We start from the raw sequence: 14698 nt of genomic DNA on the forward strand, positions 1-14698 counted from the left end.
CAGGCTCAGCCGATCTTGACGCGTTCGGCGCCGTCGGCGGTGGTCACTTCACCGATGGTCCAGTGCTCCAGGCCCTGCGCGGCCACGGCCGCACTGACCGCGGCGACCTCGTCGGCGGCCACGATCAGCACGAAGCCGATGCCGCAGTTGAAGGTGCGCCACATTTCGCTGTCGGCCACGGCGCCTTCTTTCTGCAGCCACTGGAAGACCGGCGGCAGGGTCCAGGCATTGGCCTGGATGTCCAGGCCCAGGCCCTCGGGCACCACGCGGATGATGTTCTCGGTCAGGCCGCCACCGGTGATGTGGGCCATCCCGTGGATCGCCGCGCCGTGGGTCTTCAGCAGCGCCAGGATCGGCTTGACGTACAGGCGGGTCGGCGCCATCAGCGCATCGACCAGCTTGACCCCGCCCTCCAGCTCCAGGTCGGCCGGCTGGCCGGCGCGGTCGTAGATGCGGCGCACCAGCGAGTAGCCGTTGGAGTGCGGGCCGGAGGAGGCGATGCCGATCAGCACGTCGCCGGCCGCCACGCTGGCGCCGTCCTTCAGTTCGCTCTTCTCGACGCCGGCGACGGTGAAGCCGGCCAGGTCGTACTCGCCCGGGGCATACATGTCCGGCATTTCCGCGGTTTCACCGCCGATCAGCGCGCAACCGGCCTCGGTGCAGCCGTTGGCGATGCCGCCCACGACCGCCGCAGCGGTGTCGATGTCCAGCTTGCCGGTGGCGAAATAATCCAGGAAGAACAGCGGCTCGGCGCCCTGGACCAGCACGTCGTTCACGCACATGGCGACCAGATCGATGCCGATCGTGTCGTGGCGGCCCAGCTGTTGTGCAAGCTTCAGCTTGGTGCCCACGCCGTCCGTACCCGAGACCAGGACCGGCTCGCGGTACTTGTTGGACAGGTCGAACAGGGCGCCGAAGCCGCCCAGCCCGCCCATGACTTCCGGGCGGAAACTGCGCTTCACCAGCGGCTTGATGCGCTCGACCAGCGCATTGCCCGCGTCGATGTCGACACCGGCGTCGCGGTAGGTCAGGGGAGAGGGATGGGACGGGGAATTGGTCACGGGCGTCGGCGCTGCGCTGGGGTGAAAGCGCGATTTTAACAGGCCACGTTGGCGCGCAGGCCCTATTCGGGCAACAATTCCCCCCGGATACGCTCAATGGAAGTCCTGATGCGCCGCAGCCTCTTTTTCATGATGTTCCTCGCGCTGTGCCTGCCGGTGGCCTCGATGGCCCAGAGCGGCCTGCGCACCGAAGGCGATGTGGCCAGTGCCAGTGGCGCTTACGAGGCCGAGGTCCCGGTCAACAGCCAGGCCGATTCGGACCGCAACGGTGCCCTGGCCAGGGCGCTGGGCAACGTGCTGGCCAAGCTGTCGGGCGACCGCAGTGTGATGAGCCGCCCGGGGGTGATGCAGGCCCTGCGCAATGCCAAGGATTACGTGGCCAGCTATGACTACCGCCAGGACCAGAGCACCTCGGCCGGTGGCGCGCCGAGCTACCGCACGATCCTGGTCGCCCGGTTCCGCGAGGATGACGTTGACGGCCTGATCTCGGCCCTCGGCCTGCCGCTGTGGCCGCAGCCGCGTCCCAAGCCGGTGATCTGGCTGGCCATCGACGACGGCTCCGGCCCGCGCCTGGTGACCGTCCAGCAGGCCAATGCGGCCCGCCCGCTGCTGAATCGCGCCATCGAGCGCGGCTACAAGCTCGGCCTGCCCTCGGGCAGCGCGGCCGAGCAGGCGCTGGTCGGCGCGATCTGGCGCCAGGACACCGCGTCTGTCGCCCGTGCCTCGGCGCGCTACGCCCCGCCGATGCAGCTGATCGGCAAGCTGTACCGGCAGGGCAGCGGCTGGGTCGCCGACTGGGTGTTCGTCGACGGTGGCAAAGAGCTGAACAAGTGGACGACCAAGGACAGCGATGCCCGTCGCGCCATGGCCAGTGGCGCCGACGGTGCCGCCGATGCGCTGGTGCGCCGGTACGCCAAGGCCGGTGCCGCCACCGGTGCCGCCGGCACGTACACCATCGTGGTGCTGGGCCTGAACAGCGCCGAGGACTACATGCGCCTGGCCGCCGGCCTGCGTGAGACCGCCGTGGTTCGTAACGTCACCCCGGTGCGTGCCTCGGGCGACCGCCTGGAGCTGTCGCTGGAGATGACCACCGGCCTGGCCGGCCTGAACCGCATGCTGGGCGACAACGGCGTGATCGCGCCGACCGCGCCGCTGCCGGTGCCGATCGATGAAACCAGTCCCTCGGCCCTGCCGCCGCCTGCCAGCAACGAGTACCGCCTGCGATGATCCTCACCCCCGAAGCAGAAATCGCGCAGTTCCTCCGACGGTTGAAATTCGTACTGGTGGCGCTTTTCGCCGGCTGGGTGATCTGGCTGCTCGGCCCGATCCTGACCCCGTTCGTGCTGGCGTTGGCGCTGGCGTGGCTGGGCGACCCGCTGGTCGACCGGATCGAGGCCACCGGCCGCTCGCGCAACACCGGCGTGGTGCTGGTGTTCGTGGCCATGATCCTGCTGATCACCGCCGCGCTGCTGATCCTGGTGCCGATGATCGAACGCCAGATCGCCACCCTGGTGGCGGCGATCCCGCAGGCACAGCAGTGGCTGATGGAAAAAGGCATCCCGTGGTTCGAGCAGAAGACCGGGCTGGAGATCATGCAGTGGATGGACCCAGACCGCCTGATCGAATGGGTGCGCAGCCACTGGCAGCAGGCCGGCGGGTTCGCCAAGACCTTCTTTGGCTACGTGCAGCGCTCGGGCTTCACCATGGTGACCTGGGTGGTCAACATCCTGCTGCTGCCGATCCTGGCGTTCTACTTCCTGCGCGACTGGGACAAGCTGGTCGAGCGCGTGGCCTCGATGATTCCGCGCAACCATGTCGGCACCATCACCAAGCTGGCGCGTGAGTCGGACGAGGTGCTGGGTGCGTTCATCCGTGGCCAGTTCCTGGTGATGATCGCGCTGGGCGTGGTCTACGCCGCGGGCCTGTCGCTGGTCGGCCTGAAGCTGGGCCTGTTGATCGGGCTGGTCGCCGGCCTGATCAGCTTCATCCCATACCTGGGCGCGACCACCGGCATCGTGATGGCGGTGGCGGCCGCGCTGGTGCAGGCGCAGGGCTTCGATCTGAAGCTGCTGATCCTGGTCGGCGTGGTGTTCACCGTGGGCCAGCTGCTGGAAAGCTACGTGCTGACCCCGCGCATCGTCGGCGACAAGATCGGCCTGCACCCGGTGGCGGTGATCTTCGCGGTGATGGCCGGTGGCCAGCTGTTCGGTTTCCTCGGCATGCTGCTGGCGCTGCCGGTGGCGGCGGTCAGCAACGTGCTGCTGCGTTACGCGCACCAGCGCTATCGCCAGAGCGATCTGTATGCCGGTGAAAAGTCGGCGATCGTGCTCGACGCCTACGTCGACAAGCCCGAGATCGTGGTCGTGGGCAACCCGAAGGGGCCGGACGCGCAGTGAGTGTCGTTCCGCAGTTGCCGCTTGCCCTGCGCTACCCGCAGGACGAGCGGTTGGAGACGTTCATCGGTGCGCCGGATGGTGCGCTGGCGCAGCTGCGCGCCATTGCCGTGGGCGCCGCGCACGACTGGGTGTACCTGGAGGGCGCGCCGGGCACCGGCAAGACCCATCAGGCGCTGGCGATGTGCTCGTTGGCCGAACAGGCCGGCCGCCAGCCGACCTACCTGCCGCTGAAGGCGGTGGTCGGGCGCACGCGCGCTGCGCTGGAATCACTGGAAGGCCGCGACCTGGTCGCGCTGGATGGGCTGGATGCCGTGGCCGGGCAGCGCGACGACGAAGTGGCGCTGTTCGATTTCCACAACCGTGCGCGCGCGACGGGGATCACCCTGCTGTACACCGCGCAGCACGCACCGGACCAGCTCGGGTTGGTGTTGCCGGACCTGCGTTCACGCCTGCAGCAGTGCGTGCGCGTGGTGCTGCAGCCGCTGGACGACGAAGGCCGCGCGGCGGTGCTGCGCGAGCGCGCGGCGCGACGTGGCCTGGCGATCGATGAGGCGGCGATCGAATGGCTGCTGACCCGCACCGGTCGTGAGCTGGGCAGCCTGGTCAGCCTGCTGGACTGGCTGGACCGCGAATCACTGGCGGCGCAACGCCGCATCACCGTGCCGTTCCTGCGCCAGGTTCTGGAAGACGGTCCGCACCTGTTGTAAGGGCAGGGTCAGGCGTTCAGTTCCGCATCCAGCTGCGCCAGGCGTTCGGGCGTGCCCACATCGGTCCATCGCCCGCGATGGTGCTGGCCGGTCACGCGGCCCTGCGCCATCGCATGCCGCAGCAGCGGGGCCAGGCCGAACTGCGGGGGCGTTGCGGCGGCGCCGACGGTCGCGCCGATCACCGCGCGCCACCCGTCGATGATCGCCGGGCGATACACGCCCACACCGGCATAGGTGAGTCGCGCGCTGTCGCCGTCATCGCTGACGCGACCATCGGCGTGCAGGATGAAATCGCCGCGCGGATGCTGCGCGGGATTGTCGACCAGCACCAGATGCGCATCACCGGCGGGCGTGCGCGGCAGCGTGGCGACATCCACATCCGTCCACACATCGCCGTTGATCACCAGGAACGGTGCCTCGCCGAGGATCGGCAGCGCGTTGAGAATGCCGCCGCCGGTTTCCAGCGGCACCGCGCCTTCGTCGATGAAGTGAAGCCGCAGGCCCCAGCGCGCACCGTCGCCGAGCGCGGGCGCGAATTGGTCGCCGAGCCACGCGGTATTGATTACCACCTCATCGATGCCGGCCGCGGCGAGCCGTTCCAGGTGCCAGACGATCAGCGGCTTGCCGCCAGCGACCAGCAGCGGCTTGGGCGTGTGCAGGGTCAGCGGGCGCATGCGCTCGCCCCTGCCGGCCGAGAAGATCATCGCTTTCATGGGCGCGCCAGCACCGGCTCGGCGATGCGGGCCAGCGCCGGTTTGATCCGCAGCTCGAACAGAGCGTGCAGTGGTGCCAGTTCGGGATGGCGGGGCAGCACCTCGTCGAGATACTGGATGAAACGGGGGGCGTCGTCGAAGTAATGGCCCTTGCCGTCGCGGTCGCGCAGGCGCACGAACAGGCCGAGGATCTTCAGGTGCCGCTGCACGCCCATCCAGTCGGCATCGCGCAGGAACTGCGGCCACGGCCGGACCGGCAACCCGGCGGCCAAGGCGAGCGCGTGATAGCGCGCCAGCCAGGTATCCACCCGCGCGATCGGCCAGCTCAGGAACGCGTCCTTGAACAGGCTGACCGGGTCGTAGGCGATCGGCCCGCGCACCAGATCCTGGAAGTCCAGCACCGCCGGGCCACCGTCGATCGGCATCAGGTTGCGCGGCATGAAATCGCGGTGGGTCAGCACCTGCGGCTGCTGCAGCGCGTTGTCCATCAGCAGGCGATGCATGCGCTGCAGGTTCTCGATTTCGCCGCAGTCCAGTTCCAGACCGAGGTGACGCTGCAGGAACCATTCGTCGAACAGGCCGGCGTCGCGCTGCAGCAGCGCCTCGCCGAAGCTGCCCATGCCCTCCGGCACCGGGATCGACTGCAGCCGGATCAGCTGTGCGAACGCGGCATCGAACCAGGCATCGGCGTTGTCGTTGTCGATATGGCGGGCCAGGGTGGGGCCGCCCAGGTCTTCCAGCAGCAGGAAACCGTTGTCCTCATCGCGCGCCAGTACCTGCGGCACGCGCACGCCATGGGTCTCGAGCAGGTCGTGCATGCGCAGCCACGGCCGCACGTCCTCCAGCCCCGGCGGGGAGTCCATCACGATGTGGCTGCCGCGCGCGCTGGTGGCGCGCCAGTAGCTGCGGAAACCGGCGTCCACCGAGGCACGGTCGAGCGCGGTGGCCGGGTCGCCGAGGGCGGCGCAGGTCCACTGCCGGCGGAGTTCGGCGCGCAGCGGATCGGAAGCAGGATCGTTCATGGACGGGTACGTCGAAGCGGCGCCGGGGGGCGCGCGGGAAAGAAGAGAGGGGCGGTGCTCAGCGCTTGCTGCTGAACAGCCGGAGCACGGCCAGGACCACGACCGCGCCGAGGATGGCGCCGATGAACCCGGCGGGCTCGCCGCGCGCATACCAGCCCATGTACTGGCCGAACCAGCCGGCCAGCAGGGCGCCGACGATGCCGAGCACGATGGTCAGCAGGCAGCCCATGCGGTTGTTGCCGGGCATGAAGAAACGCCCGAGCAGACCGACGACGAAGCCGACCAGGATGATGTAGAGCCAGCTGGTGCTGCCAAACAGTCCGTTCATGCCAAAGACGTCAGTAGAGGGTGGACGCAGCCTAGCAAGGCCAGGCTGCGTCCGCCAACGTCAGCAGCAGCCGTGGCCGCCGTGACGGGTGCCGCTGTCGGCGGCGACCGGCGAACCGCTGGTCTCGCCACGCAGGCTGGCCGCGTAATGCTCGCTGATCACCTTGGACACGCACGCGGTCACGCGCTTGCCCATCGGGATGTGCAGGAACTCGTTCGGGCCGTGTGCATTGGAGTGCGGGCCGAGCACGCCGGTGATCATGAACTGCGCGCCCGGGAACTTCTCGCCGAGCATGCCCATGAACGGGATCGAGCCGCCTTCGCCCATGTACATCGCCGGCTTGCCGAAGAAGGTCTGGCTGGCATCGTCGATCGCCTGGGTCAGCCACGGCGCCATCGCCGGGGCGTTCCAGCCGCTGGAGGCCTTTTCCAGGTCCAGCTTCACTTCCGCACCGTTCGGCGGATCGCGCAGCAGGGCTTCCTTGAGCAGCTCGCCGCAGGCCTTGCCGTCCGCGGTCGGCGGCAGGCGCAGCGACAGCTTCACCGCGGTCTGCGGACGCAGCACGTTGCCGGCAGACGCCAGCGGCGGCAGGCCGTCCACACCGGTAACCGACAGCGCCGGGCGCCAGGTGCGGTTGAGCACCAGTTCGGCCAGGTCGTCGTTCATCGGGCGCAGGCCGTCGACCATCGGGAATTTCTCGAAGATCGCGGTGTCGACCACTTCGGCGGCACGCTTGGCCTGTTCCTGGCGCTCGGCCGGGATCTCGACGTTCATGCCGTCGATCAGGATGCGGCCGGTGTTCTCGTCCTCGATGCGCGAGATCAGCTGGCGCAGCAGGCGGAAGCTGGACGGGATCACGCCGGAGGCATCGCCGGAATGCACGCCTTCGTTGAGCACCTTGACCGAGAAGTTGCCGCCGGTCAGGCCGCGCAGCGAGGTGGTGCACCACAGCTGGTCATAGTTGGCGCAGCCCGAATCCAGGCAGACGACCAGCGACGGCTTGCCGATGCGGTCGGCCAGGTGGTCGACATAGGCGGGCAGGTCGTAGCTGCCGGATTCTTCGCAGGCTTCGATCAGGATCACGCAGCGCGCGTGCGGAAGGCCCTGTTCCTGCAGTGCCAGCACGGCGGCCAGCGAACCGAACATCGCGTAGCCGTCATCGGCGCCGCCGCGGCCATACAGCTTGTCGCCGCGCAGCACCGGAATCCACGGGCCGAGATCGTCGTCCCAGCCGGTCATTTCCGGCTGCTTGTCCAGGTGGCCGTAGAGCAGGATGGTGTCGTCGCCGGTCTCGGCGCCGGAGGCCGGGATTTCCAGCAGCAGCAGCGGGGTGCGGCCTTCCAGGCGCACGACCTCGACGGTCAGGCCCGGCAGCTTCTGGGCCTTGGCCCAGGTTTCCATCAGGGTGACGGCCTGTTCCATGTAGCCGTTGGCGACCCAATCGGCGTCGAACATCGGCGATTTGTTGGGGATACGGATGTAATCGACCAATTGCGGGACGATCTCGTTGTCCCACTTTTCACTGACGAATTGGCCGAGCTTGGCGCTGTCCATCTGAACTCCGGAGTGCTTTTGACAAGTCCCGCCATTCTACGCCTGCGCTGGGGTAGGTATTTCCCTACACCACGTCGGGTGTTAGGCCTGCTGTGTGAAGGTGCCGTGGACGATAGGCTGTGTGTATGTGGCGAGGGACGCTGGAACCTTCGACAGGATTGCCGGCAGGGGCCGGTTCCGAGCCACAAGGAGTTACACAGTGGGACCTTGGTTTTCGTGCAGGGCGCTGGTGCTGGGACTGCTGTTGAGCGGAATGGCCTTCGCGGCCGATCGGATCAACATCAATACGGCGGATGCGTCGACGCTGCAGCAGGGATTGGCGAACGTGGGGCCGATGAAGGCCGAAGCGATCGTCGCGTACCGGCGACAACACGGACCCTTCGAACGCGTCGAGGATCTGGCGCGGGTGAAGGGGATAGGGACAGCAACCGTCGAACGGAATCGACAACGGATGACGACCGGCGCCAGGCAGGCACCGGTCGAGGCACCGCCCAGGAGGGCAGCGCCGGCCTCCGTACCAAGGCGCTGAACAACAGGACGGGTCGGGACAGGCAGGACGCCGGTCACTGGTCGCCACGGCAGGACGCCGCGGCGGCACCGACAGCTGCAGGACGCAGCACGCACGGAAGCGGCGCGGAAGGATTGGCGCGGACCCACCAGGACGGTGGCATCCAGACCCCGGGAAGGGCTGTGATGGCGGAAGCATATACGGCCGAGTGCACGGAGCATGGCCGGCACCCAGACTGGGCAGGATGCACAGGGGGAAGGCGGGATGCCGACAAGGATGTATCGATTGCCTGGTCTGCACAGGGATGTGTGGCCGGGCAATTACTTTTTGTGCTCCCCTGTTTTCGCGAACGCATGCAGGCAGTTCGTGTAGCGTGGCGGCATCTCTTCGAATGGATGCACGACATGGCAGTACGCAGCACGCTGTTGAGTCTGGCGCTCGGGACGCTGCTGGCGACCGGGATGCTTCCCGCCACCGCCGCCAACACTGCGCCCACGGCCACCACGGCCACCACGGCCACCACGGCCACCGAGGCCCCGCGCGGCCCGACCGATCTCAAGCCCGGCGAATTCCTCTGGCACCCCGAGATCTCCCCGGCCGGCCCGATCGTGCTGGTGGTCAGCCTGGATGAGCAGCGCGCCTACGTCTACCGCAACGGCATCGCGATCGGCATGAGCACGATCAGCTCGGGCAAGACCGGGCATGAAACGCCGACCGGTGTGTTCACGATCCTGCAGAAGGACAAGGACCACAAGTCCAACCTCTACAACAGCGCGCCGATGCCTTACATGCAGCGCCTGACCTGGGATGGCATCGCGCTGCACGGCGGCAGCCTGCCCGGGCATCCGGCCTCGCACGGTTGCGTGCGGCTGCCGCAGGCGTTCGCGCAGAAACTGTTCGGTGAGACCCATCGCGGCGATACGGTGGTGGTGGCCGATGCCAAGAGCGCACCGATGACGCTGGCCTATCCGGCGGTGCTGGCACCGGTCAGCAGCACCGGCAAACCGCTGGTCGAGAGCACCGACGCCCCGGCGCATTACTGGAACGATGCGGCGGCCCCGGCCGGCCAGGTGGGCATCCTGGTCAGCCTGCACGACCAGCGCCTGTACGTGCTGCGCGACGGCGTGCTGATCGGTGAGTCGCGGTTGGAAGCCAAGGCCCTGCCGGCCTTCGAGGGGACGACCCTGTTCGTGATGGGCCAGGGCTACCAGGACAACCCCAGCCCGCTGGACCCGCACCGCCCGCTGCACCGCTGGACCGCCTATCCGCTGCTGGGCCAGACCGCCGCCAATGCGACGCCGGACCTGCTCGCCACGCCGAGCCTGCCGATGGCGCTGCCGCCGGAATTCGCCGAGCAGCTCTACAGCGTGCTGGTGCCTGGCACCACGCTGCTGGTCACCAGCCTGCCGGCGGTACGCCCGGTGGCCGATGAACAGAACCTGCAGCCCGTCTTGGAATCCGACGCCGGTGGGTCCACTTTGTAAGGGTTGCCTCCGGTTGGCGTGCTGCCCATGTCCGTTGTGAAATTGCTGCCCGCCGCGTTCTGCGGTCTGATCGCGTCCGCCACGGCGGGCGCGGCCAGCCCTGCGCCGGCCCCGACCACCAGCCCGGTGCAGATGGCCGAGATGCTGGCCAAGGCCGCGCCGGCCGCGGACAAACAGGTACTGCAGCTGGCGGCCCGTGCGATGCGCTGTGCGTTGCGCCGGCCGGAGCTCGGCATCGACCCGGGCAAACTGAGCGTGATCGATTACTCCCGGCCCTCGACCGAACCGCGCATGTGGATTTTCGATCTCACGCGCCAGCGGCTGCTGTTCGAGGAGTGGGTCGCGCATGGCCGCAACAGCGGCGACAACCGCACCCAGCATTTCTCCAACAAGGACGGCAGCTTCATGTCCAGCCTGGGCGCGTTCACCGCCAAGGAAACCTACATGGGCGGCAACGGCTATTCGCTGCGGCTGGAAGGGCTGGAACCGGGCTTCAATGACCATGCCCGCGACCGCGCGATCGTCATCCACGGCGCGCCGTACGTGAATCCCGCGATCGCGCGCCTGCAGGGGCGCCTGGGCCGCAGCCTGGGCTGCCCGGCGGTGCGTCTGTCCGTGGCCCGGCCGCTGATCGACAGCCTGCGCGGCGGCACGATGGTGTTCGCGTATTACCCGGACAAGGATTGGCTGGCGCGTTCGCGCCTGCTCGAACCCGATTGCGGCGGCGTGTCCTGACCGCACTGCGGTGCGCCGCTCAGGCACACTACGCGCATGTCGACCGATACCGTCCTGGGCGCGGCCAGCCGCGTCATTCCCTCCTTCGAGTACCGCCGCGAACGCTGGCGCAATGGCCTCGGCTGGACCCGCGAGATCCTGCGCCTGCCCGACAACGACGACTGGCAGGTACGCCTGTCGATCGCCGAGATCGAACAGGACGCCGCGTTTTCCGCGTTTCCCGGCATCGACCGCGAACTGGTGCTGCTGCGTGGCGAAGGCCTGCGCCTGCGCTTTGCCGATGGCGCCGTGCACACACTGATGCCGCCGCATGAGCGCCTGCGCTTCGCCGGCGAAGCGCAGGTCACCGGCGAACTGATCGATGGCGTGACCCACGATTTCAATCTGATGTGGCGGCGCGATGCCGTGCAGGCCGAGCTGCTGCACCGGCCGCTGGTGGGCAGTATGTTCTTCTTCACCGAGCCCGAGGCGGCGTGGGCGATTCATCTGCTTGCCGGGCAGGCCGAATTCGAGGGCGAGCCGTCGCTGGCACCGCTGGCCGCCGGTGATACCGCCTGGTTGGCGGCCGGTGAGCGCCGTCGGTTCGCATTGCACGGCGGCGGGGAATTGCTGGCGATCCGCGTCAGTGCGGGCGGCCGCAACGCCTGAGGGTCTGCAGGCGACCCTCAGTACACGTCGCGCCGGTAGCGCCCGGCCACGATCAGCGCTTCTTTGCCGTCGCGGCCCAGCGCCTGCTCGATCACCGCATCCACCGCCGGCGCCATGCCCTGCAGGCTGCCGCAGACCAGGATGGTGGCCCCGTCATGCACCCACTGCTGCAGTTCGCCGATGTGCGCCTGCAGACGGTCCTGGATGTAGTGATGCTCGCCACCATCGCGACTGAACACCGTATCCAGCTGCGCGATCCAGCCATCGCGCTGCCAGGCGCGCAGGTCGTCGCCGAAGAAGAAATCGTGCGCGGCCGTGCGTTCGCCGAACAGCAGCCAGTTGCGGCGCGCGCCGGCGCTGATGCGCTCGCGCAGGTGGGCGCGCAGGCCGGCGATGCCGGTGCCGTTGCCGATCAGGATCAGCGGCGTCGCGGCGGCCACACCGTGGAAATTCGGATTGCTGCGGAAGCGCAGATCGATCTGTCCCTCCAGCGCGGCGTGATCGCACAGCCACCCGCTGCCCAGCCCCGGCGTACCATCCGGACGCAGCTGGCGGCGCAGCAGCAGCTGCACCTGGCCTTCGGCGGGCAGGCTGGCGATCGAGTACTCGCGGTGCGGAAGCGGACGGAGTGCGGCCACCAGTGCGGCCATGTCGGCCGATGCTGGAATTTCATCGGCGTGCGGGAGGTGCGCACGCGCGAGATGCGCGCGCAGCGGCTGTCCATCGATGTCCGCATCGCCCTCCCACCCGGTATCCCGCAGCCAGGCCTCGACCTCGGCCGGTGCATGCTGCGGTCCGATCTCGACCACGTCGCCGGCCTGCCACACCGGCATCACGCCGTCGGACGGCACCAGCGTGATGCGGTAGGTCGGTGCGCCCGGGCTGCCCGGGTTTTCCAGGTGCCGCGCCTGCAGTTGCCACGGCAGGTACTCGGCCGGCGCCCAGTCCGGCAGTTCGGTGGCTTCACCGCCCAGCTGGCCGAGCAGTTGCTGCCAGTGGCGCAGTGCGCCGGGATCGGCGTTGTCCACCTCGACCGTGTCGAACAGCGGATGCGCGCCGTGCTGGCGCAGCCACGCATCGAGCTGGTGGCCGAACGCGCAGAAGTGCCCATAGCTGCGGTCGCCCAGCGCCAGCACGCCGTACTGCAGCTGTGGCAGGGCCAGCGCCTGCGGCATCACGTTGCGCAGGAAGGGCAGCGCATGATCCGGCGCATCGCCTTCGCCGGTGGTGCTGACCACGAACAGCACCTGCCCGCTGCGCTGCAGAAGCTCGGCCGTCACCGCATGCAGCGCGCGGATGCGGACCGGCAGTCCGGCAGCGCGCAACGCGTCCGCACTGCGTTCGCACAGCTGCTGCGCGAAGCCGGTCTGGCTCGCCCAGACCAGCAGGATCGGGGCGGGTCCGTCATCGGCCACGCGCGCCTCGCGCGGTCGTCCACGCCACCAGATCAGCGCGCAGAACGCCGCATACAGAACCAGGCTGCCGGCGGCCCAGCGCCACTGCGAGGCCAGGGGTGCGCTCTGCCACCACGCTTCACCCAGGTGCAGCCGCAGCAGCGCCCAGGCGACGGCCGCCAGCACCAGCATCACCGCCAGGTTGCCCAGCCACGCACGGGAAGGACGCAGGCTCATGCCGCGTCCACGCGATCGTCGGCGAGCAGGTGCTCGAAGGCGGGACTCATGTGTTCCTCGATACCGTGCGTCCCCCGGCTGACAAAGCGTGCGGCCAGCGCATGGGTGCGCGCAAATGCCATGCCGTCGTCGGCGCCCATCACCGTCAATGCGGTAGCCCAGGCATCGGCCTGCATGGCGCTGTCGGCAACCACGGTGACTGCGGCCGCGGCGCGTGTGACCGGCGCACCGATGCGCGGATCCAGGGTGTGGCTGTACTGCTCACCGCCGTGCTCGAAATGGTGCCAACGATCACCGGAGGTGGCGACCGCACGCTCCGTCAGCGCGAGCACGCGCGGCGGATGGTCTGCCTGTGCATCGTCTTCCGGCGCGGATTCCACCAGCACGCGCCACGGCTGACCGTCGGGCTTGTGGCCGAACCCGTGCAGCTCGCCGCCGACCTCCACCAGCGCTGCGTGCACGCCGTTCTGGCGCAGCCACGCGCTGACCTGATCGACCCCAAAGCCTTTGGCGATCGCTGAGAGATCCAACGCCAGCCCACCGGGTTGCCGGAGGCGACCGGGCTGCCACTGCAGGCGTTGCCAGCCACACCGCGCACGGGCCGCGGCGAGGGTGGCCGCATCGGGAATCTGCCGGGCCTGCGCCTGTGCGCCGAACCCCCACAAGGCCACCAACGGGCCGATGGTCGGATCGAAGGCGCCGCCACTGCGCTGTGCGATCTCCAGCGCGCACTGCATCACCGTGTCGAACAACGGCGGCAACGCCTGCCATTCACCGGCGGGCGCCCGGTTGAAACGCGCGATGTCGCTGTCGGCTTCCCACGTGCTCATCTGCGCCACGATGGCGTCCAACTGCGCCTGGATGCCGACGTGCAGCGGGTGCAGGTCGCGGCTGCGCGCCACGGCCAGCTTTACCTGCCAGGTGGTGCCCATGGTGTGGCCGCCGAGGCTGGCGATGTCGAGATCCGGGTTGTTCATGGAGGTGGGCACGTCGGGGCCTAGTAAGCCCGATGGCCGGACTGCGTCGGGTGAAAAGTCCCCGTCGTGTCGACGGGGGCGGGTGAGGTGGAGGGCGCGTGCAGCGCCCGCGCCGCAGGCGGTTACTCCGGCAGCACTTCCAGCGTGGCCACGTAGCTCAGGCGACGCTTCCTGGCTTCCTTGATCGAGGTCTTGCTGTCTTCGGTGCCGGTTTCCAGCCAGTACATGCCCGCTTCCGGCCAGGTGACGGCGAACTCGCCCTTGGCATCGGTGCTGACCTTGATCTCGTCCTGCGCGTTGCGGTACCGGGTGCCGCCGCGGGTGATCTCGAACGCCAGGCCGGCGGTCGGCTTGCCGTCGACCAGCACGCGGAAGCGCGCGGCTTCACCGGCGACCAGATCGTTCGGGTGGGCCAGCGCGATCATCTCGATGCCCTGGTTGGTCGGCTTGAGCGCGGTGTCGTTCGGGGTGCCGTTGGTGACGAAGGTTTCCACGCGGCCGACCGACTGCGAGACCTGCAGGTTCTTCGCGTTCTTCGGCACCTCGGTGGCGAAGGTGGCCGGGGTACCCCGCCAGCGCTTGGGCTTGCCGTCTTCTTCCCAGCTGGCCGACAGGCCGTTGTTGATCGTGGCCAGGCGGTAGGTGCCCTGCTGGGTCAGCTCGACATCGAACACGCTGCGGAACTTGCCGGTCGCCGCGTTCTGCGGCTGCACGGTGCTGCCATCGGGCGCGGTGATGACCAGGTTGTCCAGGCGAAGCGGCACGTGGTTGAAGTAGAACAGGTCGTTGGAGACCGCCGCATCGACGGTGATCCACGGGTGGGTGCCTGCGATCACGGTCTGCGAGGGCTGCAGCCAGGCCTTGTGGGCCAGGGCGGAGAACGGAAGTGCGGCGGCCATGGCGGCGGCGAGGACGAGCGTGCGCTTCATCGAAA

The 14698-nt window shown here is 68.6% G+C and carries 15 protein-coding genes; 7 read left to right on the forward strand and 8 right to left on the reverse strand.

From position 1 onward, the window contains the following. Positions 1 to 5 precede the first annotated feature (5 nt). Positions 6 to 1061, reverse strand: coding sequence for a phosphoribosylformylglycinamidine cyclo-ligase (purM, locus tag HDC96_RS16915; protein WP_179460954.1), 1056 nt, complete (start codon positions 1059 to 1061; stop codon positions 6 to 8). A gap of 108 nt (positions 1062 to 1169) precedes the next feature. Here purM and HDC96_RS16920 point away from each other — a divergent pair, with 108 nt between their 5' ends. From HDC96_RS16920 to hda, 3 genes are read left to right on the forward strand one after another with little or no spacing between them, the layout of a single operon-like run. After that, positions 1170 to 2288 (forward strand): DUF2066 domain-containing protein, encoded by a 1119-nt coding sequence (locus HDC96_RS16920; RefSeq protein ID WP_257018780.1) that lies wholly within the window; start codon positions 1170 to 1172, stop codon positions 2286 to 2288. Further along, positions 2285 to 3457, forward strand: coding sequence for an AI-2E family transporter (locus HDC96_RS16925; RefSeq protein ID WP_179460956.1), 1173 nt, complete (start codon positions 2285 to 2287; stop codon positions 3455 to 3457). Before HDC96_RS16920 ends, HDC96_RS16925 begins: the two co-directional genes overlap by 4 nt. After that, positions 3454 to 4164 carry a DnaA regulatory inactivator Hda gene (hda, locus tag HDC96_RS16930; RefSeq protein WP_176990827.1) on the forward strand — a complete coding sequence of 237 codons (711 nt, stop codon included), beginning with the start codon at positions 3454 to 3456 and terminating at the stop codon, positions 4162 to 4164. The genes HDC96_RS16925 and hda overlap by 4 nt, the downstream gene beginning before the upstream one ends. Positions 4165 to 4172: 8 nt before the next feature. Here hda and murU read toward each other — a convergent pair whose 3' ends face one another. Genes murU through HDC96_RS16950 form a run of 4 tightly spaced genes read right to left on the reverse strand, consistent with a single transcriptional unit; the run spans position 4173 to position 7781 of the window. Further along, positions 4173 to 4877, reverse strand: a complete 705-nt coding sequence (gene murU / locus HDC96_RS16935; protein ID WP_179460957.1) for an N-acetylmuramate alpha-1-phosphate uridylyltransferase MurU — start codon at positions 4875 to 4877, stop codon at positions 4173 to 4175. Continuing rightward, the gene (locus HDC96_RS16940) at positions 4874 to 5899 is read right to left on the reverse strand and encodes a phosphotransferase (RefSeq protein WP_179460958.1); all 1026 of its coding nucleotides are present in this window, start codon (positions 5897 to 5899) and stop codon (positions 4874 to 4876) included. The genes murU and HDC96_RS16940 overlap by 4 nt, the downstream gene beginning before the upstream one ends. A 58-nt stretch (positions 5900 to 5957) precedes the next feature. After that, entirely contained in the window at positions 5958 to 6227 is a 270-nt protein-coding gene (locus HDC96_RS16945) for a GlsB/YeaQ/YmgE family stress response membrane protein (RefSeq protein ID WP_176990824.1), read from the reverse strand. 60 nt (positions 6228 to 6287) lie between these two features. Beyond that, positions 6288 to 7781: a M20 family metallopeptidase gene (locus HDC96_RS16950; RefSeq protein ID WP_179460959.1), complete on the reverse strand. Its 1494-nt coding sequence runs from the start codon at positions 7779 to 7781 to the stop codon at positions 6288 to 6290. A 253-nt stretch (positions 7782 to 8034) separates the two neighbouring features. Here HDC96_RS16950 and HDC96_RS16955 point away from each other — a divergent pair, with 253 nt between their 5' ends. From HDC96_RS16955 to HDC96_RS16970, 4 genes are all read left to right on the forward strand, one after another. Continuing rightward, positions 8035 to 8310 (forward strand): ComEA family DNA-binding protein, encoded by a 276-nt coding sequence (locus tag HDC96_RS16955; RefSeq protein WP_179461006.1) that lies wholly within the window; start codon positions 8035 to 8037, stop codon positions 8308 to 8310. Positions 8311 to 8693: 383 nt separating this feature from the next. Then, positions 8694 to 9773 carry a L,D-transpeptidase gene (locus tag HDC96_RS16960; RefSeq protein ID WP_179460960.1) on the forward strand — a complete coding sequence of 360 codons (1080 nt, stop codon included), beginning with the start codon at positions 8694 to 8696 and terminating at the stop codon, positions 9771 to 9773. A 27-nt stretch (positions 9774 to 9800) separates the two neighbouring features. Beyond that, positions 9801 to 10508: a murein L,D-transpeptidase catalytic domain family protein gene (locus HDC96_RS16965; RefSeq protein WP_179460961.1), complete on the forward strand. Its 708-nt coding sequence runs from the start codon at positions 9801 to 9803 to the stop codon at positions 10506 to 10508. Between the two features lie 36 nt (positions 10509 to 10544). Beyond that, positions 10545 to 11156, forward strand: a complete 612-nt coding sequence (locus tag HDC96_RS16970; protein ID WP_179460962.1) for a HutD family protein — start codon at positions 10545 to 10547, stop codon at positions 11154 to 11156. Positions 11157 to 11173: 17 nt separating this feature from the next. On the opposite strand, the gene HDC96_RS16975 is transcribed toward HDC96_RS16970, so the two are convergent. The 3 genes from HDC96_RS16975 to HDC96_RS16985 all read right to left on the reverse strand — a co-directional run bounded on the left by HDC96_RS16975 (position 11174) and on the right by HDC96_RS16985 (position 14693). Beyond that, on the reverse strand, positions 11174 to 12787 hold the full coding sequence (locus tag HDC96_RS16975) for a flavodoxin domain-containing protein (protein WP_179460963.1): 1614 nt from the start codon (positions 12785 to 12787) through the stop codon (positions 11174 to 11176). Continuing rightward, positions 12784 to 13764: an FAD:protein FMN transferase gene (locus HDC96_RS16980; protein ID WP_179460964.1), complete on the reverse strand. Its 981-nt coding sequence runs from the start codon at positions 13762 to 13764 to the stop codon at positions 12784 to 12786. Before HDC96_RS16980 ends, HDC96_RS16975 begins: the two co-directional genes overlap by 4 nt. Positions 13765 to 13886: 122 nt before the next feature. After that, a complete protein-coding gene (locus tag HDC96_RS16985) occupies positions 13887 to 14693 on the reverse strand; it encodes a DUF4198 domain-containing protein (protein WP_179460965.1) in 807 nt (268 codons plus the stop codon). Positions 14694 to 14698 lie beyond the last annotated feature (5 nt).

Source organism: Stenotrophomonas sp. JAI102, assembly GCF_013409105.1.
In the GTDB taxonomy this organism is placed as follows: Bacteria; Pseudomonadota; Gammaproteobacteria; order Xanthomonadales; family Xanthomonadaceae; genus Stenotrophomonas; species Stenotrophomonas maltophilia_AA.